Below are 20,158 nucleotides of genomic sequence, written 5' to 3'. Positions count from 1 at the left end.
CTGCTGCGGTGGCGCTGCTCAAGGCGCTCGGTGCCCCGGAGCCCGAGATGGCGGCCGATCTGCTGGTCTCCAGGTCCGAGGGCCTGCTCTACGACCGGCTGGCCGGCGCCACCGCGCGCATCGGCCCGGCCCCGGACGAGGCCGAACTCGCTGTGTTGGTACGGGCGATGCTCCGCGCCGTGCAGCCCTGACCGGAGCGCGGCGGGCGCTGCTGCGATGGTGCTGCGGAGGTCGGATTCCCTGGCGGGGGACGGATGGTCGGCCGTCCTGCTGCGGCCGCCCGGGCCCGGTACGACGGCTCCCGCCTGATCGTCCGGACCGTAGTCCGGGCCTCCTGCTGCCTGGGGGGCGGCGGCGGGCCGAGGGCCGAAGGGCTGACGGCCGCCGGGTCCGTCGGGGTGGGGCCGGTGCCGCCCGCGACGGGCCGCGAGGCTCGTCTGACGTGCGGCTGTGGCACGATGCGGGGGCGGGCCGACGGGCGGTCCGGGATGCGGAAAGCGAGTGGCGACGATGAGCTCCGAGACCTCCGAACTCACCTTCCGGCCGGCCGGGCCGGCGGACGTGCCGGCCCTGGTGGCCCTGGTCGAGTCGGCCTACCGGGGGGACAGCAGCCGGGCCGGCTGGACCACCGAGGCGGACCTGCTGGAGGGTCAGCGGACGGACGTCGAGGGCGTGACGGCGGTGATCGACGCACCCGGCAGCCGGCTGCTGCTGGCCGAGCGGGACGGCGAGTTGCTCGCCTGCTGCCAGCTCGAACATCGGGGCGAGCGGGCGTACTTCGGGATGTTCTCGGTCCGGCCGGGGCAGCAGGGCGGCGGGGTCGGCCGGCGGGTGCTGGCGGAGGCCGAGCGGGTGGCCGGGGCCGAGTGGGGCGTGCGGGAGCTGGAGATGACGGTGATCGAGCAGCGGGCCGAGCTGATCGCCTGGTACGAGCGGCGCGGCTACCGCCGGACCGGCGAGTTCTCGCCGTTCCCGTACGGGGACGAGCGGTTCGGTGTGCCGCTCCGCCCCGATCTGCGGTTCGAGAAGCTGATCAAGGCGCTCTGAGCCGGGCGGGAGGGCCCCGAGGCGGCCTGACGGGACGTCAGGGGCCGTACTGCCTGGCGTGATTCACGCCCTGTTCACGATTGGTCCAGACCAATGTGGAAGACTGGCGGCAGTACGGTCCCGTCCGTCCGAGCCCGGGGGGGCTTTCTTCCGCATGCCTGCACGCCTGATCACTCCGCCCGCTCCGGCCCTGCCGGAGCCGCCCGGCGACCGGGAGCTCTACTGGTACTTCGGCCCGCAGCGCAGGTGGGTCCTGCTCTGCTCGGCCCTCTCCTACGCCGGGGCGACCTTCACCCTCGGGCTGTTCGCCCTGAGTCACCCGCTGCTCTGGCCCTTCCTGCTGCTGGTGGTGCTCAACGGCGCGACCTGGCTGCTCGGCCTCGGTGACGGCCAGCGCCAGCGGCGCCACTCGCTGGACGGCCACCAACTGCTGCTGCGCGCCTGGCGCCCCGAGCGGATACCCGCCGTCGACCTGCTGCTGCCCACCTGCGGCGAGCCGCTCGCCGTGCTGGAGAACGCCTACCGGTACGTCTCCCGGGTGCGCTGGGACGGCGAGTTGACCGTCCGAGTGCTGGACGACGCCGGTGACCCGGCCGTGCGCGCGCTCGCCGAGGAGTACGGCTTCCACTACCACAGCCGCCCGGACCGGGGCCGGTTCAAGAAGGCCGGGAACCTCAACTACGGCCTGGCCGCAGGGACTTCCGACCTGGTCGCGGTGCTGGACGCGGACTTCTGCCCGCGCGAGGACTTCCTCGACCACCTGGTGCCCTACTTCGACCAGCCCGACACCGGCATCGTGCAGAGCCCGCAGTGCTTCGACACCGACCCGACGATGAGCTGGCTGGAGCGCGGCGCGGGCGCCACCCAGGAGATCTTCTACCGCTGGATCCAGCCCTCCCGGGACGCCCAGGACGGCACCGTCTGCTGCGGCACCAACGCCCTCTACCGCCGCAGCGCGCTCGAACTCGCGGGCGGCTTCTTCGAGTCGGACCACAGCGAGGACCTCTACACCGGCCTGGCCCTGACCCGGCACGGCTACCGCACCCGCTACGTGCCGACCCTGCTGGCCAAGGGCATGTCGCCGACCGGGCTGTCCGCCTTCATCAGCCAGCAGTACCGCTGGTGCCTCGGCTCGCTCGCCCTGCTGCGCGACCCGGACTTCCACCGGGGCCCGCTCTCCCGCTCCGCCCGGATGTGCTTCTGGAACGGCATCCTCGGCTACCTCAGCAGCGCGGTGAACGTCTTCGCGGTGCCGCTGCCCGCCCTGCTGCTGCTGTTCTTCGCGCCCGAGCGGATCGAGCCCTGGCAGGTGCTGCCCTTCCTGCCGCCGCTCTGGGTCTCGCTCGCGCTGCTCCCGGCCGCCTCCCGGACCCGCTGGCGGTTCGAGGTCACCCGGGTCCAACTCCTCGGCGGCTTCTGCCACCTGATCGCGCTCGGCCACGCGCTGCGCAGCCGCAGCGCCGACTGGGTGCCCACCGGGGCGATCGCCGGCCGCTCCGCGCTGGGCCGCACCGTCGGCCGGATCGGGGTGCTCTGGCTGTCGTTCTGCCTGCTCGCCGGGGCGGTCGGCCTGGTCCGGGCCGTGCTGCTGCACGGCTGGCAGCCGTACTGGGCGCTGGCCGCGCTGCTGCTGCTCACCGCCTACACCACCGTGCCGGTGCTGACCGCGCTCTGGGCGCTACTGCGCGGCGAGGACCAGGTGCGCGCGCCGAGGAGGAGCGGGACGGGCGAGCGCTTCGAGCGCCCCGAGGCACTCGCGGTCACCGCGGTGCTGGCGCTCACCGCGCTGCTCGCCTCGGGCTGGGCCGACCCGCTGTTCTGACCCGGTGTCCCCGTTGAGCCGCACCACCGTTGAGCCGCACCGCCACTGAGCCGCACCGCCACTGAGCCGCACCACCGTTGAGCCGCACCGCCACTGAGCCGCACCACCGTTGAGCCGCACCGCCGCTGAGCCGCACCACCGTTGAGCCGCACCACCGTTGAGCCGCACCACCGCTGAGCCGCACCACCGCTGACCAGCCCTCAGAACCTCCGTGCGCGTCGCCCCACCGGCGCGGGAACGGCCCCCGGCAGCCCACCCCCATGGGCCCGGCGGCACCACCCACCGCAGCCGTCGCAAGGAGCACCACCGTGTCCGACCTGATCACCCTGACCCGGCCCACCGACGCCGGCACCGCCCCGCCGCCGAAGACCGTGCCGAGTACCAAGGGCGGCGCCTTCCGCCCCGACATCGAGGGCCTGCGCGGCGTCGCCGTGCTGACCGTGCTCGCCTTCCACGCCGGAGTGCCCGCCCTGAGCGGCGGCTACGTGGGCGTCGACGTGTTCTTCGTGCTCTCCGGCTTCCTGATCACCGGCCTGCTGGCCGGCCCCCGGCCGCCGGCTCTGCGGGACTTCCTGGCCCGCCGGGCCCGCCGCATCCTGCCCGCCGCCGCCGTGGTGCTGACCGCCACCGCACTGGCCGGCTGGCTGCTGCTGGACCCGCTGCGCTCCACCGACCTGGCGCGCGATCTGCTCTCCGCAGCCGGCCAGTTCGCCAACTGGCGGTTCGCCGGGCAGCAGACCGACTACCTGACCGCCACCCGGGACCCGAGCCCGGTGCTGCACTTCTGGTCGCTCGGCGTGGAGAACCAGTTCTACCTACTGTGGGGCGGCCTGGTGCTGCTGCTGGCCAAGGGCCGCCGCCCGGTGGTCTGGGCCCTCACCCTGCTGGTCGGCGCGCTCTCCTTCCTGCTCTGCCTGCGCTGGACCGCCGACGCCGCCCCGCTCGGGTACTTCTCCACCGCCACCCGGCTCTGGGAGTTCGCCCTCGGCGGCGCAGCCGCGCTGCTGTACCGCAGGCGACTGCCCGGCGCCACCCTGCTGGGCTGGCTCGGCCTGGCCGCCGTGGTCGCCGCCGCGCTGGTCTACGACCGCTCCACCCCCTTCCCCGGCAGCGCCGCCCTGCTGCCCGCCCTCGGCGCCGCCGCCCTCCTGCTGGCCGGCCCCGGCACCGGCCGGTGGTACCAGGCGGGGCGGTTGCTCGCCAGCCCGCCGCTGCGGGCCGCCGGCCGGCTCTCCTACGCCTGGTACCTCTGGCACTGGCCGGTCCTGACGATCGCCCAGGCCCGGTACGGCGCCCTGCCGTTGACCGTTACGGTGGCCCTCGCGCTGGGCTCCGCGCTGCCCGCCTGGCTGACCCTGCGCTACGTCGAACAGCCGCTGCGGCGCGGCCGGTCCAACGCCCCGCGCAAGGGCCTGGCGGTCGGCGCGGTGGCACTCACCGTGCCGCTGATCGCCGGGCTCACCCTCGGCGGCGGCGCGGTCCGCGCGCTGGGTGACCCGGACGCCGCCGTGGTGATCCCGGCCGGTGCGCCGAGCGGCCCGCTGCTGCTCGCGCCCAACGTCCAACTCGCCGGTCTCACCCCGTCGCTGGCCCGGGCCCGGACGGACCACCCGCCGGCCGGCGGCTGCCAGATCCCCCTGACGGCGGACCAGAGCCCGACCTGCCGGTTCGGCAACCCCGACTCCCCGGACCGGGTGGTGCTGCTCGGCGACTCGCACGCCGGGCAGTGGATGGCCGGACTGCTGCCGGTGGTGCGCCAACGCGGCTGGGCGCTCGAGGTGTTGGTCAAGCCCGGCTGCCCGCTGCCGACCATGACGGTGCGGGACGAGGTGCTCGGCCGCGAGTACACCGAGTGCGACCGCTGGCGCGAGCACACCCTCAACCGGCTGGCCACCGGGGCCAAGCCCCGGCTGGTGGTGGTCGCGGGGCTGAACCGCTTCGGCAGCGCCGAGGAGCGCTCGGCCGGCTGGGCCACCACCCTGGAGCGGCTGCGCTCGCTCGGCGCCCCGGTCGCCTACCTGGCCGACACCCCGATGCCGGGCAAGGACATCCCGGTCTGCCTGGCCTCCGGCGAACAGTGCACCTTCCCGCGCGAGCAGGCGCTGCTGCCCGAGCCGCTGCTCACCGACGGCCTGGCCGCTGAGTACGGCGTCACCGTGCTGGACTACCGCGCCCTGCTCTGCCCCGGCGAGGGGGAGTGCCCGCCCGCCCGGGAGGGCGTGCTGCTCTACCGCGACACCGGCCACATCACCTCCACGCTGGCCGCCACGCTGGCCCCCCGGATCGACTTCGACCTGCGAACGGCCGGACTGCTGCCGTGAGGTGACGACGTGGCCGGTTCGCTCGGGGTTCTCCTGAGGCGTCGGTGCCGACGGCGGGCGGCGGGGGGAGGCGCGGAGACCGTACGGCCCCTCCTCCCGTCCCCGCCGACGCCCGACCTCCGAGGCCCCCGCCCGTCGGCGCCTCAGGAGGACCCTTCGATGCCGAGCCGTTCCCGTCCGCGCATCCGGTCGGCGGCCGGGCGCCACACCCACGTCTGCGCGTTCCACACCCGTGTGCGCGGCCGCGACCGGCAGGTGGTCGCGCTCCCGCTGCCCTGACAGCCCGTCCCGTCCCGGTGCGGTCAGCCCGTGAACTTCCCGTCCCGGGCGACCACCTGCCCGCCCTTGACCACCAGGTCACGGGCGGGCAGGTCCACCACCACCTGGGGCAGGCACTCGCCCGCGACCAGGAAGAAGTCCGCCGGGGAACCCGGGGCGAGGGTGGCGGCCGGGAGCCCGATCAGCTCGGCGCCGCCGGTGGCCGCCAGGTCGAAGCACTCGGCGAGGTCCCGGTCGGTCCGGGCGTCGGTGGTCCAGCCGAGCAGGTGGGCCCGGTGCAGCATGTCGGCGTTGCCGAACGGGCTCCAGGAGTCCCGCACCCCGTCCGAGCCGAGCCCCACCCGTACGCCCGCAGCCAGCAGCTGACGGAACGGCAGCACCTGGTGGGCGGACGGCGCCACCGTGGTCAGCCCGATCCCGGCCCCGGCCAGCAGCTCCGCCAGCTCCTCCAGCGCCCGGCCCGAGAGCTCCGGCACGCAGAACGCGTGGCTCACCACCACCCGCCCCTGGAGGCCCGCCGCCTTCGTCCGGGCCGCGATGTCCCGCAGCGGTGCCAGACCGCGCTCGCCCCGGTCGTGCAGGTGCACGTCCACCGGCAGCCCGTGACGCTCCGCCAGGGCGAAGACCTGGTCCAACTGGGCCGGCCCCTCGCCGTCCACCCCGACCCCGTCGAAGCCGTCCGGGTCGAGCCCGCCCACCGCGTCCACCAGTCCGCTCGCCGCCGCCTCGGCGAGCAGCGCCCCCGCCCCCGGCGCGCGGCGCACCCCGTGCTGGGGGAAGGCCACGATCTGCACGTCCAGCGCGGACCGCAGCCGCTCCCGGGCCTCGGCAAGCCCGGTCACCGCCTCCAGCCCGTAGGCCGGCGCCACGTCCACGTGCGCCCGCACTGCCCGGGTGCCCCGGCTCACCGCGTGTGCCAGCAGGCCGTACGCCCGGTCGGCGAGCGGGGTGCGCTGCCAGTCGTGCAGCTCCACGTCCCCCCGGACGTACTCGGCGAGCCCGGCCGCCGGGCGCCGGGTGTACCAGGGCTGGCCCCAAGCCGTCTTGTCCGGGTGGATGTGCGCGTCCACCAGCCCGGGCAGCGCGATCCGCCCGCCGCCCTCCACGGTCTCGACCACCGCCCCGTCCGGCACCCGCTCGGCGAGCACTCCGTCCACGGCCACCAGATCGACGGGAGCCCCCGCGCCGAAGGGCCGGACGTCGCGGTAGACGGTAGCGGTGGACGGGGTCATGGGGGCCTCCTGCGCACGGGTCTGACGGACCGACGGGTCGTACTCGACCGTCATTCTCGCGGAGGCGGCGGGGGCGAGGGGCGGCCGGGGCTCAGGTACCGACGGTGAGGGCGTACGCGACGCTGGTCGAGAAGTCCGCGGAGCTGCCGCTGATGGTGAGCCGGTGGGCGCCGGGGCTCGGCGGGTCGAGCTGGACCCAGAGACCGCAGAGGGTGGCCGAGCCGGTCGAGCGCTTGCCCGTGAAGGGGTTGTTCGCGCCCAGGAACAGGGTGGCGGTGGTGGCCTCGACCCGCTCGGGCTGCAGGGCCCGGCCGTCGAGGACGGCTTCGCCCTGGGCAGTGGCCATGAAGGTCCGGCACTGCTCGTCGGTGCCCATCAGGTTCACCAGCGGCAGCGCGATCGGGACGCCGGCGGGCACCGTACAGCTCCGCTCGGCGTGCCCGCCGGTGGTGCCGGCCAGGAACCACACGTCCGGAGTCTGCCGGTGACCGCACCGCTTGCCGTCCTGGTCGGTCACCGGACTGACGATCGCCGCCGTGCCGCCGGCCCAGTTCCACCAACGGCTCTGGAGGGCCTCCGGCACCAGCCTGCCGGGCGCGGTGGTGGCGGTGGCCGAGGGGGTGCTGTTGGCGGTGGCGGTGGCGGTGGCGGTCGGGGCGGAGGCCGTGGTCGGTATGGAGGCAGGGGCGGGGGCGGCCTGCGGCCCCCCGGAAGAACACGCGCCGACCAGGGTCAGAGCGGTCAGGGCCAGCAGCAGTCTTGATCTTTCCGAGCGCATGGGGCGAGGCTATCCGGGCCGTCCAGCGCTTTTCCGTCCGCGCACCACCCGCCAGGCGACGGCCCGTCAGGCAACGGCCCGTCAGTCGGCCCTCCGTCAGCCGCCGTACAGCGACCGGCAGACGCGGGCCTCCTCGGAGCCCGGGGCCCACTGGCCGAGCTGCTCGGCCTGCGCGCAGATGCCCAGCGAGGCCAGCAGCGGCGGGCCGACCGAGGGGGAGGGGGACGCGGTGGCGGCGGTGGGCTGCTTCGCCGTGCCGGACGGTCCGGGGGTGCGGCTCGGGCGGGCCTTGGGGGAGGGCGTGCGGCGGGCCGGGGTGGCACTCGACGTGGTGGACGGTGAGGGGAGCGGGGACGGGGAGGCGCTCGGCCGGGGCGGCGGTGGCGGCGGCATGGGCACCGGTACGGGCGAGGTCTCCGGACTGGGGGACGGGGTGTCCAGGACGGCGGCCGTCGGTGTGGTGTCCGGGTCGCAGGCGCTCGGCAGCAGGGCCAGCAGGCCGACCACGCCGACCGCGCCGGCCGCCCAGGCGGCGCGGCGCCTCCGGCGGCGGTGCGGTGCCGGTGCGACGGTGACCGGCGGTTCCCAGGGCGGTGGTGGCGGTACGGCGGCCGGGGGCTGGAGCTCCCACTCGTACTGCCACGGGGCCTGCCACTGCTCGTTCACCACTGCTCCCTCACCGCTGCGCCGCCCCTGACGGCCCGTCAGTCGTACCGCCGAACGGCGGACGCCGTGCTCAACGACGGAGCGGGCCGGGCGGTGCGGTCACGGGGGACGGAGCCGGGCCGGTCAGCCGGCCCGCCCGTGCGCGGCCGGCGGCGGGGTGCGGGCGGGATGCCGGGGCGAGGTCGGGGCGGTGCTCGTTCGAGGCCGGGGCCTGGGAGGGTCGGCCCCGGCCGGCCGACCACTGCGGAGCCGGCCTCCCTGTCCACGCTTTTCGGAGGAGTCGTCATGACCCGCACCAAGCGCCTGGCCGCCGCAGCGGCGAGCCTCGCCGCCGCCTGCCTGGTCCCGCTGGCCGCCGCCCCGGCGGACGCCGCCGTCGGGCAGCCTGCCACCCACCTCGGGATGACCTGGGAGGTGCTCAACCACGGGCCGGACGGCAGCGTCCAGGTCGGCGGGCCCGGTGGCAGCGCCAGCAACGCCTACAACGGCGACACCGCGCCGTCCGTCTCGCTGCCGGTGCTCTGCCTCAGGGTGGACGGCAGCCCGGCCCCGGCCGACCTGACCATCGCCTTCCACAACGGCTGGGCGCTGGGCAGCGTCGCGCTGAGTGCCCCGGTCAAGGGCTCCCGGCTGAACAGCCGGGCGGTGGCCGACACCATCTGCCAGTCCACCTACGGCACCGGGGCGGCAGGCCGAGTTCCACGACGGCCACTACGGCCCGGACCTCGCCCAGACCGGCGGCTGGACCTACTGGGCGTACGGCGACATCCCGAACAACACCCGCTTCTGGGTGGCCATCAACGACCAGCAGGCCAACCCCTGGAACTGACGCTGCGCCGGATCACGCCCCCACCCCGCACACGGGGCGGGGGCGTGATCCGTCTCCGGTCACTGGTCGACGGTGAAGACCACCGCACGGCCGTGCCGGGCCGCCGAGCGGTAGAAGTCCTGGAGGTCGGCGAGGTACGCCTGGGTGTAGGCGATGTCATCGGCGTCCCCGGAGCCCTGGTAGCCGGGGAAGTCGAGGGCGGCGAAGCGCTCGGCGATCCACCGGGCGTCCAGCGGCTCCAGGGCGGCGGCGACCGCGCACACCTGCTCGGCGGTCACGAAGCAGACCAGGTACGCGTCGTCCTCGGTCAGCGGACCGTCGCCGAGGATGGCGTGGGAGAGGGGGAACTCGCCGTTGCCGAAGACGAGATCGCCGTCGGTGAAGCAGCGGTGCAGGGCGTCCCAGGACTTGTCCAGCTCGACCAGGTGGTCGGGGTCCCAGCGCTCCTCGACCTCCGCGACCAGCTCCATGAGCCGCCGGTGGTCCTCCCGGCAGGTCAGCAGCCGCGCGGCATCGCGGTCGTCCAGCGCGAACAGCACGGCACGAGCGGTCATCGGGGTCCCCCAGGAGCGGCAGCAGCGTTCGACGAGGGCGATCCAAGCAGACGGCGGCGACACACGCGCGGCCCTGCCCGGGCGGGGGCTGACCGGGGGTCAGGCGGGCCGCTCAGCCGACCGGTTCACCGGCGGTCGGGTCCAGTGCCGCCCGGAGGAGCTGCCGGGTGGCGGGCGGGAGGGCGGAGGCGGCGGACTCGGCGAGGGGGACGAGGGCGGCACGCTCCTCCGGGTTCGCCGGGCGGAGCGTGTGGCGACCGCTGGTGAAGAGGGCCCGGGCCCGGTGCGCGGCGCTGGTGGCTGCCCAGCTCGCGAGCCGGGGGTCCGGGTCGGTGGTGAGCCGCAGGACGCGGGCGAGGTGGGCGACCGGGTCGGGCTCGTGCAGAAGCAGGTAGCCGGCCCGGCGGACGGCGGGGCGGTCGTGCTCGGCCAGCAGGTCGGCCGCCAGGTCGGACGGCAGGTGGGCGGCCCGGGAGCGCAGGGTGCCGGCGGTCTCCCGGACGACCTTCGGGGACGGGTCGCGCAGCAGTGGCAGCAGCGTCTCGGCCGGGACGGGGCCGAGGCCGCGCAGACCGCGCACGGCGGCGGCCCGGACCCGGGGCCGCGGATGCGAGAGCAGCGGGAGCAGCAGCGCGGTGTCCGCACGGTGGCCGGTCTCGGTGAGCCCGGCGATCGCGCCGGGTGACGGCTCGTCAGCGCGGACGGCCTCCCGGTAGTGGGCGAGGGCGTCGCCGCCGGCCCGGCGGACCGCGTCCCGGGCGAGCGCGCGGACCTGGCCCGAGGGGTCGGTGAGCCGCTCGGCCGCCTCGTCCGGTCGGCCGCTGCGGACCAGGGCGGTGAGCGCGAGTGCCCTGACCTCGGCGTGCCGGCTGGTGGTCAGCCGCCGCAGCAGGTCCGGCCGGTTGGTCCAGAGCGCCTCACGGACGGCGGCCTCGGCCGCGATCGAGCGCAGCCGGCCGTCGTGGTCCCGTTCGGCGAGGTCGGTCAGGGTGCTCAGCGGGAGGCGCTGCGGACCGGAGAGCCGGGCCTGCAGGGCGAAGCGGCGGACCCGGAGGTCGGGAGCGGTGAGGAGCGCGGGCACCACCCGGTCGAGCTGCGGGGTGACCGGCAGGTGGGCCAGGGTGGCGGCGGTCTGCCGGTGGGCGAAGGCGCCCCGGTCCCGACGGTCCGTCAGGACCACCGTGCGGACCACCACCGGGAGCAGCTCGGCCGGGTGCTCGTCCAGCGCCAGGGCGAGGGCGGCCCGGGCGGCGCGGCGGACCGGGGCGGCCCAGTCGCCGGTACGGATCACCAGCAGGGCGGCCAGTTCGAAGGCGGGGGATCGGCCGGTCAGCCGGCCCGCGGCCTCGTGCACGGCCCGCTCGCGCAGCCGGCCGTTCCGGTCGCAGAGCGCGAGGGCGAGGGCGGCCGGGTCGGTGGGGAGCTGCTCCGGGCCCGGGTCCGCGACCTGCCGGGTCCCGTCCGCCCGGACGGCCCGGTCCAGTTCGAGCAGGGCCCGGGGGTGCTCGCCGAGCAGCCGCAGGGCGGCGCTGGAGGTGGCGGTCCGGGCCGCGGTGGCCAGCTCGCCCAGGGCCGCGAGCAGCTCCGCGCCGGAGTCCGGAGTGCGGGCGGAGGCCAGGACGCGGCGGATGCGGGCGAGCGGCGCGGGAGCGGTCATGCCGACATCCTGGGGGACGGGCGGCGGCGCTGACCAGCGCTTTACCGCTGATCGGACGCGGGCCGGGCACGCCGACGGCCTCCCGGTGGGTGGGCCGGGAGGCCGGGGCGGGGGTGACGCGGGGTCAGGCGGGGAGCTGGGCCTCGATCGCGGTGGTGACCTCGGCGGACTCCGGGTCGGTGCGCGGGCGCAGGCGGGCGGTGACGGCACCGGCCGGGGAGACGACGAACTTCTCGAAGTTCCACTGGATCTCGCCGGCGATGCCCTCGGCGTCCGGGGTCTTGGTGAGCTCGGCGTAGAGCGGGTGCTGGTGCTCGCCGTTGACGTCGATCTTCTCCAGCAGCGGGAAGCTGACGCCGTAGGTGGTGGAGCAGAAGGTCTGGATCTCCTCGGCGGTGCCGGGCTCCTGGCCGAGGAACTGGTTGCACGGGAAGCCGAGCACGGTGAAGCCCCGGTCGGCGTAGCGCTTCTGCAGCCGCTCCAGGCCGGCGTACTGCGGGGTGAGACCGCACTTGGAGGCGACGTTCACCAGCAGCAGGGCCTTGCCCGCGTGGTCGGCGAGGGAGGTCGGCGTGCCGTCGAGGGTGTGCAGCGGGATGTCGTACAGGCTCACGGGGATCGATCCTTCGGGTCGGGGGCGGCGGGGAACGGGCCCGGCGGGGAGAACCGGTCGTCGGCACACGGTATTCCGGTGCGGCTCGGGTGCGACGGCCGGGGTGCCGTTCGGGCGGTGGTGGCCCGTCGCCTATCCCGGGGTGCCGAAGTTCTGGGTCCACCAGGGGCCGCCGGAGCCGGTGTGGATGCCGACCCCGAGCTCGGTGAAGGCGCAGTTGAGGATGTTGGCCCGGTGGCCGGGGCTGTTCATCCAGGAGTTCATCACCGCAGCGGCGTCCTTCTGGCCCTTGGCGATGTTCTCGCCCCAGGTGCTCCACTGGTAGCCGGTGGCCTCGATCCGGGGCTGCGGACCCTTGCCGTCGGGGTTGGTGTGGTCGAAGAAGTTCCGGGCGGCCATGTCGTCGGAGTGGCCCTGGGCGGCGGCCTGGAGCTTGGCGTTGGCCTTCAGTGGACCGCAGTTGTTCTTGGCGCGCTCGGAGTTCACCAGGTCGAGCACCTGCTGCTCGGCGGTGGTGGCGCGGGTCGGGGCGGTGGTGGTGGCGGTCCGGCTCGGGCTCGGCGAGGGGGTCGCGCTGGGGGTGGGGGCGGCGCTCGGGGTGGGCGTCGGGCTGGGGCTCGGGGGCGCCGAGGACGGGCTCGGGCTCGGCTTCGGCGAGGCGGTGGAGGCCGAGGGGGTCGGGCTCGCGGAGGTGGGGGCCGCCGAGCTGACGGCGGGGGAGGGCGCCGGGGTGGAAGCGGTCGGCTCGGCCGGCGGGGCGGTGAACTCGGCGGCGGTCGCGTCGACCCGGGGGGCGGCGCTCTGGGTGGTCGGCTCCTGGTCGGCGCCGACCACGCCGACGGCGGCGACGGTCACCACGGCGGTGCCGATCACCGTGATCAGCACCCGGCGGCGGGCCCCGGGCTTGGCGCGGCGGCCGTGCCGCCCGGTCGGGGCGGCCTGGCCACCGTGCTTGCCCCGCCCGGCGGCGGCGCGGCGCAGCTCGGCCCGGCCGGGCCGGACCGCGGGCATCGAGGTGGTGGCCGACGTACCGTCAGCGGGCAGCCCGCCGGCGGTGGGGGCGGAGCCGGAGCCGGCCGCCGAGGAGGCGTGCGCGGCGAGCAGGGTGGCGGGGTCGACCGGGTGCGGCAGCGGCAGCAGGGCGAGGCCGGCCAGTAGGCCCTCGGCCGGGAACAGGTCGGCCCACTGCCGCGAGCAGTAGCCGCACTCCCGGGCGTGCCGGGCTATTCGCTTGCGCCAGAGCGCGGACGGCACGCCGTCCCAGGAGCCGGTCAGCTCGGCCAGCGGCGGGCAGGCCGGCTGGGCGGCCAGTGCCCGGACCACCACGCGGGCGGTCTCCAGCTGACCCTTCATCCGCTGCACCCGGACCGCCGCGTGGGCGGCCGGGAGCTCCATCGCGCCGGCCAGGTCGGCCCGGCTGAGCTCGCCGGCCGCCTCCAGCCACCAGAGCGAGAGCAGTTCGCGGTCGCCCTCGTCCAGCCAGCGGGTCGCCTCGGCCACCTCGCGGCGCTGGCCGGAGAGGCCCAGCCGGACGATGGTGAGGTCGACGAAGTCGGCACCCGGGTCGGCCGAGTCCCAGGCCGGGTCGATCGGCAGCTGGCTCTGCTGGAGCACCTGGTGGCGGCGGCGGATCTGGTTCATCGCGATGGCCACCAGCCAGGACCGGAAGCTGCCGGGCTCCCGGAGGGCGGGCAGTTGGTCGACGGCGCGGAGCATGGTCTCCTGCACCACGTCGTCGGTGTCGGGGTGGCCGCCGAGGGCGCGGCCGACGATGTTGTAGACCAGCGGCAGGTGGGTGCCGATGAGCTCGTCCGTGGCCCGCTGGTCACCGGCCTGTGCCTGAAGCACCGTCTGCCCGGTCTGTTCGGCGTGCTGCCTGTCCATCCGCCTGGTCCACCTTCTCCGTCGGCCCCGTCCGTACTGCCCTGTCGTGATGGGAGAGCGGGGTGCCGTCCGCCGATAACGGAAACTGCCCGGGGGACCTGTGGGACCCCTGTGCTGTCGGGGAGCGTAGTGGATGCCGGGGTGGCCTCCGGCGGCGGGCCGGGGGATTGCGCAGGTCAGCGCCTCGACGGAGAACGGCCTTAGTGTGAAGGGAAGTTGAGGACCTGGTGGGAGTGCTGGGCAGGGGGCCGGACCGGCCCCCTGCGGGCCGCCGTGTGGCGGTCCTCACAGGGGGCCGGGGTGGTCGGGTGTGACGCGGATCACCAGGCGCGCGGGACGCTCAGGCGGTGAGCCCGTCCAGCAGGGCGCGGCCGACCGGCCAGTCGCCCAGGCCGGAGGAGGCGTTGAGGTGTCCGTGGTCGCCGGCCTCGACCAGGCGGGAGCCCCAGGCCCGCGCGTAGTCCCCGGCCCGCTCCAGGGTGCACCAGGGGTCGTCGCCGCTGGCGACCAGCACGCTGGGGAAGGGGAGCGGGCGCAGCGGCACCGGGCGGAAGTTGACCAGCTCCGGGACCTCGGCGGTGTCGATGTCGGCCGGGGCGACGAGCAGGGCGCCGAGCACCTTGCCGTCCGGGTTGGCGGCCCAGTGCGCCACGGTGGTGCAGCCGAGGCTGTGCGCGACCAGGACCACCGGACCCTCGGCCCCGGCCACCGCGCGGTCCAGGGCGGCGACCCAACTGCCCAGCTGCGGCCGGTCCCAGTCGTCCTGCCGGACCCGCCGGAAGCGGGCCGGGTCGGTGCGCTCCCAGATGCTCTGCCAGTGGTCGTGGTCGGAGTTCTGGTAGCCGGGCAGGACCAGGTAGGTGGGTGCGGTGCTCATGGCGGCGGGCCTCTCTGCGGAACGGAAACGGCACTGGACGCGAGACGAGCGTCATCGGCCGTCCCCTTTCTGCCCTGACCCTATCGGGAGGGGGTTATCCTCCTGCGAAGGAGCGGGCTGGGGAGCGGGGAGGGGGCCTCGGTGGCCGGAGGAGAGCAGGTCGGTTCGATCGTCTTCGACGAGCCGGAGGGGCCCGGACTCGACACCGGGGCCGAGGAGTTGGCGACCGGCCCGGCCCGCAGCGGACCGTCGCGGCGGCAGCTGCTGCTCGGCGCGGCCGGGCTGGCCGGCGCCGGGGCGGCGGGCTGGTGGTGGAGCCGCGGCCCGGAGCCCGTGCCGCCGAAGCCCGCCGTGCTCTCCGGGCCCGAGCCGAGCTGGACCTTCCGGGCCGAGGAGCCCCAGGCACCGGAGCGGGTGACGGGGCGGACGGTCCTCCCCCTGGTCGCGAGCGGGTCCGAGCTGACCCTGCTCACCCCCGAGACCGGCGCGGTGGCGAAGCGGATCAGCCTGCCCGGTGGCCCGGACGACACGCTGGTGGCGGCCGGTGACCTGCTCTACCGGCCCAGGGCGGGCGAGTTCTCGGTGCTCGGCTACGGCGTCCCGATGCAGGTCTTCCTCCCTCCGGTGCTCGGCGAGAGCTGGCAGTTGCACGCGGTGGACGGGGACGCGCTCTACGGACGGTCCGCCCTCGGGACCGAGCCGGTCCTGTTCGCGATGTCCGCGAGCAAGCAGGAGCTGCTCTGGACCCGCCCGGCGGTGGACCCGGGCGGCGGCTTCCTGACGGACCTGCAGACCGCCGAGCACGGCGGTGTGCTGCTGGCCCGCAGCACCCGGGACGAGGTGGTCGCCGTCCACCCGCTCAACGGTGACCTGCTCTGGACGGCGCCGGCCGACCAGGGCCTCAGCTGGCGGGAGGTCGGGTCCATGCAGGTCTACGTGGCCAACCGGGCCACCGGCATACGGGCGTTGTCGCTGCTGGACGGCAGCGTGAGCTGGACGGTGGAGGGCCGCGAGGGCGCCCGCCCGCTCCGGCCGCACGCGTCGGGCCCCTACCTGCTCTGGGACACCGGGCTGGTGACCCGGCACGACGAGGCGACCGGGGAGGAACTCTGGGCCGCCCGGCTGCCGTTCCGCCTGGACTGGCGCTGCCGTCCGGTGGCGGTGGCCGGATCCCTCTTCGTGCCCGGCCCGCTGGCCGGGGGCGTCTGCGCGCTGGACGAGCGCACCGGCGCGATCCGCTGGACCCTCCGGGACGCCGAACCGGGCGTCCAGTACTGGCGGGTGGCCACCGACGGCCGCCGGGTCTTCGTCGGCCACGACAGGGTCCTGCACGGCCTGGCCCCGGCCTGAGAGCGCGCCGGGGCGAGACGTCCTGCCGGTGGCGCCCGCCCCGGTGAAAGACTGGTGCGCGGTCACCCGAACTGCTGAACCGCCGCGTGGCGGCAGGCCGGGCGGCCCGCCCAACTGGTAGTCCGGACACGGAGTTTCCCCTCACGAACGGAGTCACCCCGTGTCCAAGCCCACCGCCCCCGCCCGACTGCTCGCCGTGCTCACCGCCTCGCTGGCGCTGACCGCCACCGGGTTCGCGGTCGCTCCCGCCCAGCCGGCCGTGGCGGCGGCCTGCACCGGGGCGGGGTGCAACGGCAAGGACCCGGAGGCCACCGGCTGCGCCCGGGACGGGAAGCTGCTGGAGAGCAGGACCTGGGGACAGCCGGGCAACGTCAAGGTGCAGTTGTACTCCAGCGCGGCCTGCAAGGCGAAGTGGGCCCGGAGCGTGGACGCACCGAGCGGTGGCGCGGTGATGGTGGCGAACCGGGACTACACGGTCAAGCACGTCCGGAAGACCGACGGGGCCAAGAAGTACGTCTGGACCCCGATGGTGAACGGGAACGCCACCGCCCGGGCCTGCGTCGGCCCGCAGGACAGCGACGCGCTGACCTGTACCGGCCTGCACTGACTCGAACCGTACCGCCTCGGCCCGCACCGAACCGGCCCGCACCGAACCGGAGGGTGCAGCCGCCGCCGGGGTGTCAGGGCATCCTGGCGGCGGCCTTCTTGACCGCCTCGCGGATCCGGGCGTAGGTGCCGCAGCGGCAGACGTTCTCGATCCGGTCGATGTCGGCGTCGGTGGGGTTGCGGTTGGTGCGCAGCAGCGCGGCGGCGGTCATGATCTGGCCCGGCTGGCAGAAGCCGCACTGGGCGACGTCGCACTCCAGCCACGCCTCCTGGACGGGGTGCAGGTGGTCGCCGTCGGCCAGGCCCTCGATGGTGGTGACGGTGCGTCCGGCGCAGTCCGCCACCGGCACCACGCAGGGCTGCACCTCGGCACCGTCCAGGTGGCTGGTGCAGGCGCGGCAGACGCCCACCCCGCAGCCGTACTTGGGGCCGGTCACCCCGAGCTTGTCGCGGAGCACCCAGAGCAGCGGCATGTCGGCGGGGGCGTCGACCGTCACCGGAGAGCCGTTGAGGACGAACTGGTAGCTGGGCACGTGGAGGTCCTTGGAGGAGAACGGAAGGGCGACGTCAGAACGCGATCGGGAAGCGCCGGGGGCTGGTGCCCGTCGCGCGGGCGTAGGCGTTGGCCACGGCGGCGGCCGCGGCCGGGAAGCCGAGCTCGCCGGCCCCGCCGGGCGGACCGCTCGGTGGCAGGAAGTGCGCCTCGAAGGAGAGCGGACTGTGCCGCTGGCGGGCGTACTTGAAGTCGGCGAAGCTGCCCTCGCGGATCGCCCCGTCGTCCAGGTGCACCCCGGCCCGCAGGGTCACCGAGATGCCGTCGGTGACGGCGCCGAGCAGCTGGGCCTCCAGGCCGCGCGGGTTGATCACCCGGCCGACGTCCGCGGCCGTCACGGCCTTGGTGACCCGGGGGTTGGCCGGGTCGGTGGCGTCCAGCTCGACCAGGCAGGCCACCGCCGAGCGGTACTCGGCGTGGTAGGCGAAGCCCTGGGCGTGGCCGGGCGGCATCGGGCGGCCCCAACTCCCGGCCTGCGCCGCCTTGTCGAGCACCGCTCGGCCGGTGGCACTGGTCAGCCGGGCCCGCCGGAAGGCCACCGGGTCGCGGCCCAGGGTGCGGGCCAGCTCGTCCAGCATCACCTCGTCGGCCACCCGGACCAGACCCGAGTAGACGGACCGCCAGCTGCTGGTGGGGATCTCCAGCGGCAGCTCGGAGAGCAGCTGGGTGGTCACCCCGAGGTCGTACGGGATCTCCTGGGTGAGGTCGAAGAAGGTCTGGGAGAACAGCGCGTCGCCGATCGGCAGGCTGGCCCCGGCAGCGGTCAGCAACTCGCCCAGGCCGTGGCCGAAGTCGGTCCGCACGGTGGCCACCCGGTGCTCGTAGGTGAGCACCTGGCCGAGTGCGTGGGTGGCCCGGATGCGGTGGTGGCTGGCGGGACGGAACCGGCCGTGCCGCAGGTCGTCGTTGCGGGTCCACATCAACTTGACGGGCCGTCCGGCCGCCCGGGAGACCCGGGCCGCCTCCAGCGCCGCGTCGTGGAACAGCCGGCGGCCGAAGGAGCCGCCCGCCCGGACCACGTGCACCGTCACCGCCGACACGGGCAGGCCGAGTTCGAGCGCGATCTGCTCCTGGGCGGCGATCGGGGACTGCGCGGCGAACCAGATCTCGGCCCGGTCGGCGCGGACGTCCGCGACGGCGGTCAGCACCTCCATCGGCGAGTGGCTGACGAACGCGAAGTCGAACTCGGCGTCCAGTGAGAGGGTGAGCAACGGCGGTACCAGGAAAGGGGCGTTGACCGCGCGCAGGCCGGCCTTCACCTGGGCGTCGGAGACGCCGGCCAGCGGGCCCGGACGCCAGTCCACCCGGAGCGCGGCCTTGGCCTTGAGCGCCTGGTCGAAGGTCTCGGCCAGCACGGCCACGCCGCTCGGGATGCGGACCACGTCCAGCACCCCCGGCATCGCCCGGGCGGCGCCGTCGTCCACCGAGCGGACGGTGCCGCCGATGGTCGGCGGGCGGTGCACCACGGTCGGCACCGCGCCCGGCACGTCCAGGTCGCCCGCGTACCGGGCCTTGCCGGTGACGATGTCCCGGGCGTCGATCCGGCCGGTCGGGGTGCCGACCAGGCGCTGCGCCGCCTCCGGCTTGGGGGCGGTGGAGACCGCCGGGACGGTCACCTGAGCGGCGGCCAGGGCGAGTTCGCCGTACCCGGCGGAGCGTCCGTCGGGCGCGGTGACCCGGCCCCCGGCGGTGCGCAGGCTGTCGGCCGGCAGTTGCCAGCGGAGCGCGGCGGCGGTCACCAGCCTGGCCCGGGCGGCTGCGGCGGCGGCCCGGACCGGCCCGTACAGCGAGCGCACCGAGTTGGAGGCGCCGGTGAGTTGGGCGAACAGCAGCTCCGGGCGGGCCGGCGAGAGCGGCACCTCGACGTCGGCCAGCCGGGCGTCCAGCTCCTCGGCGACCAGCATCGCCATCGCGGTGGTCAGACCCTGGCCGACCTCCAGGCGCGGAAGGTGGAGCACCGCCCGGCCCGCCTCGGTCACCTCCAGTACCAGCAGGTGCGCGGTCGGCAGCCCGGCCAGGATCAGCACGTCCCCGAGGTCGGCCAGCTCGGGCAGTCCCGGGATGCCGGGCACCCCCACCAGGGCCTCGGCCGGCCCGGCGTCCAGGGCCAGTTGGGCACCGACCGCGAGGGCGGGGGCGGCCACCAGGTAGGTGAGGAAACGGCGGCGGCCGGTCGGCCGGGGAGCGTCGGTGTCCCGCTCCTGTGCTGCGCTGGTGATGGGAGGGGCCTTTCCCGGAGTGGAACGTGTTCTCGGAAGGGCCGCAGCATAGGGATGACGGGTCGAGTCGGTCAACATGCGCATGCCGAGGCGCCCGGTGGGGAAGATGACGGGGAGGAATATGACACTGGATCAGGCCGGAGGTACGGCGGATCGGCACCGATCATGCGCGACACACGGTACCGTCGGTACGTTGCGTGCACGGGAGGTGACGGTAAGGTGGCTGAGCCTCAGCTCTGCCCCGGCTGCGGTGGCGGCCGGGTGACCGAGAAGACCGAGCACACGGTGGAGACCGACAGCCGGGGCGACCAGGTCGCCCGCGAGTACCGGTACCTCTCGCCGTGCGGACGCTGCGGCGGTACCGGGGAGGTGTGGGGCTGATGCGGTTGGTCTTCGTCTGCCAGGAGTGCGGGGTGCACTACCTGCCGCCGGAGGATCTGCGGTACGGGGACGGCAGCGCGGCGAGCGCGCTCTGGTGCTCCCCCTGCCAGGGCCGGATGGCCGAACTCGGCATCCGGGAGCCCGCGTTCGCGGCCGCGTTCGCGCTGCGGACCGCGCGGGCCGCAGCCGAGGCCGCCGCCGAGACCGAGGGCGCGCGCCGCACCCGCGCGCGCCGCCCCAGCCGCGCGGGCTCCGGCCCGGGGACCCGCACCCGCCTGCGCTGAGACCGGAGGGTGGCCCCGGGTGCCCGGTTGACGCCGGGTCAGCCGGTCGGCGGAGGCCTCGGCGGGCCCGGTGCCGGTGCGGCGACGGCCATCGTTCGGGGTCGGCCCTCCGTCACCCCGGCCCGGCCCGTCACCTCGAAGGTGAGAGTGTGCAGCTCCACGAGCCCCGTCCGGAGGAGTCCGGAGCGGTGCCGGGGTGGCCGCTG

General features: G+C 75.5%; 19 protein-coding genes. 8 read left to right on the top strand and 11 right to left on the bottom strand.

Annotated elements, in window-relative coordinates; translation table 11 throughout:
- Nucleotides 1-8 precede the first annotated feature (8 nt).
- The 4 genes from ACIRBX_RS02465 (at nucleotide 9) to ACIRBX_RS02450 (ending at nucleotide 5,190) form a co-directional block, all read left to right on the top strand.
- Nucleotides 9-191, top strand: coding sequence for a hypothetical protein (locus tag ACIRBX_RS02465; RefSeq protein WP_402293275.1), 183 nt, complete (start codon nucleotides 9-11; stop codon nucleotides 189-191).
- A gap of 319 nt (nucleotides 192-510) precedes the next feature.
- Nucleotides 511-1,047 carry a GNAT family N-acetyltransferase gene (locus tag ACIRBX_RS02460; protein WP_402293274.1) on the top strand — a complete coding sequence of 179 codons (537 nt, stop codon included), beginning with the start codon at nucleotides 511-513 and terminating at the stop codon, nucleotides 1,045-1,047.
- Between the two features lie 154 nt (nucleotides 1,048-1,201).
- Complete coding sequence (locus ACIRBX_RS02455; RefSeq protein WP_402293272.1) at nucleotides 1,202-2,869, top strand: glycosyltransferase family 2 protein; 1,668 nt, start codon at nucleotides 1,202-1,204, stop codon at nucleotides 2,867-2,869.
- Nucleotides 2,870-3,177: 308 nt separating this feature from the next.
- Nucleotides 3,178-5,190 carry an acyltransferase family protein gene (locus tag ACIRBX_RS02450; RefSeq protein ID WP_402293270.1) on the top strand — a complete coding sequence of 671 codons (2,013 nt, stop codon included), beginning with the start codon at nucleotides 3,178-3,180 and terminating at the stop codon, nucleotides 5,188-5,190.
- Nucleotides 5,191-5,492: 302 nt separating this feature from the next.
- Here the strand turns inward: ACIRBX_RS02450 and ACIRBX_RS02445 are convergent, their stop codons facing one another.
- The 9 genes from ACIRBX_RS02445 to ACIRBX_RS02405 all read right to left on the bottom strand — a co-directional run bounded on the left by ACIRBX_RS02445 (nucleotide 5,493) and on the right by ACIRBX_RS02405 (nucleotide 14,559).
- Entirely contained in the window at nucleotides 5,493-6,755 is a 1,263-nt protein-coding gene (locus ACIRBX_RS02445; RefSeq protein WP_402293269.1) for an amidohydrolase, read from the bottom strand.
- A 37-nt stretch (nucleotides 6,756-6,792) separates the two neighbouring features.
- Nucleotides 6,793-7,479, bottom strand: a complete 687-nt coding sequence (locus ACIRBX_RS02440) for a signal protein (protein WP_402293268.1) — start codon at nucleotides 7,477-7,479, stop codon at nucleotides 6,793-6,795.
- Nucleotides 7,480-7,575: 96 nt separating this feature from the next.
- Nucleotides 7,576-8,145 carry a hypothetical protein gene (locus tag ACIRBX_RS02435; RefSeq protein WP_402293266.1) on the bottom strand — a complete coding sequence of 190 codons (570 nt, stop codon included), beginning with the start codon at nucleotides 8,143-8,145 and terminating at the stop codon, nucleotides 7,576-7,578.
- 479 nt (nucleotides 8,146-8,624) lie between these two features.
- Nucleotides 8,625-8,816 carry a hypothetical protein gene (locus ACIRBX_RS02430; RefSeq protein WP_402293265.1) on the bottom strand — a complete coding sequence of 64 codons (192 nt, stop codon included), beginning with the start codon at nucleotides 8,814-8,816 and terminating at the stop codon, nucleotides 8,625-8,627.
- Between the two features lie 217 nt (nucleotides 8,817-9,033).
- Nucleotides 9,034-9,528, bottom strand: a complete 495-nt coding sequence (locus ACIRBX_RS02425; RefSeq protein WP_402293264.1) for a DUF1877 family protein — start codon at nucleotides 9,526-9,528, stop codon at nucleotides 9,034-9,036.
- Nucleotides 9,529-9,640: 112 nt separating this feature from the next.
- The gene (locus ACIRBX_RS02420) at nucleotides 9,641-11,185 is read right to left on the bottom strand and encodes a HEAT repeat domain-containing protein (protein WP_402293263.1); all 1,545 of its coding nucleotides are present in this window, start codon (nucleotides 11,183-11,185) and stop codon (nucleotides 9,641-9,643) included.
- A 124-nt stretch (nucleotides 11,186-11,309) separates the two neighbouring features.
- A complete protein-coding gene (locus ACIRBX_RS02415) occupies nucleotides 11,310-11,798 on the bottom strand; it encodes a glutathione peroxidase (RefSeq protein WP_402293262.1) in 489 nt (162 codons plus the stop codon).
- A gap of 132 nt (nucleotides 11,799-11,930) precedes the next feature.
- Nucleotides 11,931-13,682: a sigma-70 family RNA polymerase sigma factor gene (locus ACIRBX_RS02410; protein WP_402293260.1), complete on the bottom strand. Its 1,752-nt coding sequence runs from the start codon at nucleotides 13,680-13,682 to the stop codon at nucleotides 11,931-11,933.
- Nucleotides 13,683-14,022: 340 nt separating this feature from the next.
- Nucleotides 14,023-14,559 carry an RBBP9/YdeN family alpha/beta hydrolase gene (locus ACIRBX_RS02405; RefSeq protein ID WP_402293259.1) on the bottom strand — a complete coding sequence of 179 codons (537 nt, stop codon included), beginning with the start codon at nucleotides 14,557-14,559 and terminating at the stop codon, nucleotides 14,023-14,025.
- Between the two features lie 141 nt (nucleotides 14,560-14,700).
- Here ACIRBX_RS02405 and ACIRBX_RS02400 point away from each other — a divergent pair, with 141 nt between their 5' ends.
- Both ACIRBX_RS02400 and ACIRBX_RS02395 read left to right on the top strand, forming a co-directional pair.
- A complete protein-coding gene (locus ACIRBX_RS02400; RefSeq protein ID WP_402293258.1) occupies nucleotides 14,701-15,909 on the top strand; it encodes a PQQ-binding-like beta-propeller repeat protein in 1,209 nt (402 codons plus the stop codon).
- A 160-nt stretch (nucleotides 15,910-16,069) separates the two neighbouring features.
- Nucleotides 16,070-16,516 (top strand): DUF2690 domain-containing protein, encoded by a 447-nt coding sequence (locus tag ACIRBX_RS02395; protein ID WP_402293256.1) that lies wholly within the window; start codon nucleotides 16,070-16,072, stop codon nucleotides 16,514-16,516.
- Between the two features lie 73 nt (nucleotides 16,517-16,589).
- On the opposite strand, the gene ACIRBX_RS02390 is transcribed toward ACIRBX_RS02395, so the two are convergent.
- Nucleotides 16,590-17,048 carry a (2Fe-2S)-binding protein gene (locus tag ACIRBX_RS02390; protein WP_402293254.1) on the bottom strand — a complete coding sequence of 153 codons (459 nt, stop codon included), beginning with the start codon at nucleotides 17,046-17,048 and terminating at the stop codon, nucleotides 16,590-16,592.
- Between the two features lie 34 nt (nucleotides 17,049-17,082).
- The gene (locus ACIRBX_RS02385; protein WP_402293252.1) at nucleotides 17,083-19,212 is read right to left on the bottom strand and encodes a molybdopterin cofactor-binding domain-containing protein; all 2,130 of its coding nucleotides are present in this window, start codon (nucleotides 19,210-19,212) and stop codon (nucleotides 17,083-17,085) included.
- A gap of 294 nt (nucleotides 19,213-19,506) precedes the next feature.
- On the opposite strand from ACIRBX_RS02385, the gene ACIRBX_RS02380 reads away from it, so the two are divergent.
- Nucleotides 19,507-19,668, top strand: a complete 162-nt coding sequence (locus ACIRBX_RS02380; RefSeq protein ID WP_402293250.1) for a hypothetical protein — start codon at nucleotides 19,507-19,509, stop codon at nucleotides 19,666-19,668.
- Nucleotides 19,668-19,952 carry a hypothetical protein gene (locus tag ACIRBX_RS02375; RefSeq protein WP_402293248.1) on the top strand — a complete coding sequence of 95 codons (285 nt, stop codon included), beginning with the start codon at nucleotides 19,668-19,670 and terminating at the stop codon, nucleotides 19,950-19,952. The genes ACIRBX_RS02380 and ACIRBX_RS02375 overlap by 1 nt, the downstream gene beginning before the upstream one ends.
- Nucleotides 19,953-20,158: the final 206 nt, after the last annotated feature.

This window comes from Kitasatospora sp. NPDC096147 (assembly GCF_044763225.1).
GTDB lineage: Bacteria > Actinomycetota > Actinomycetes > Streptomycetales > Streptomycetaceae > Kitasatospora.
Note: the sequence above shows the minus strand (reverse complement) of the source record. Positions and strands in the feature narration are given on the sequence as shown.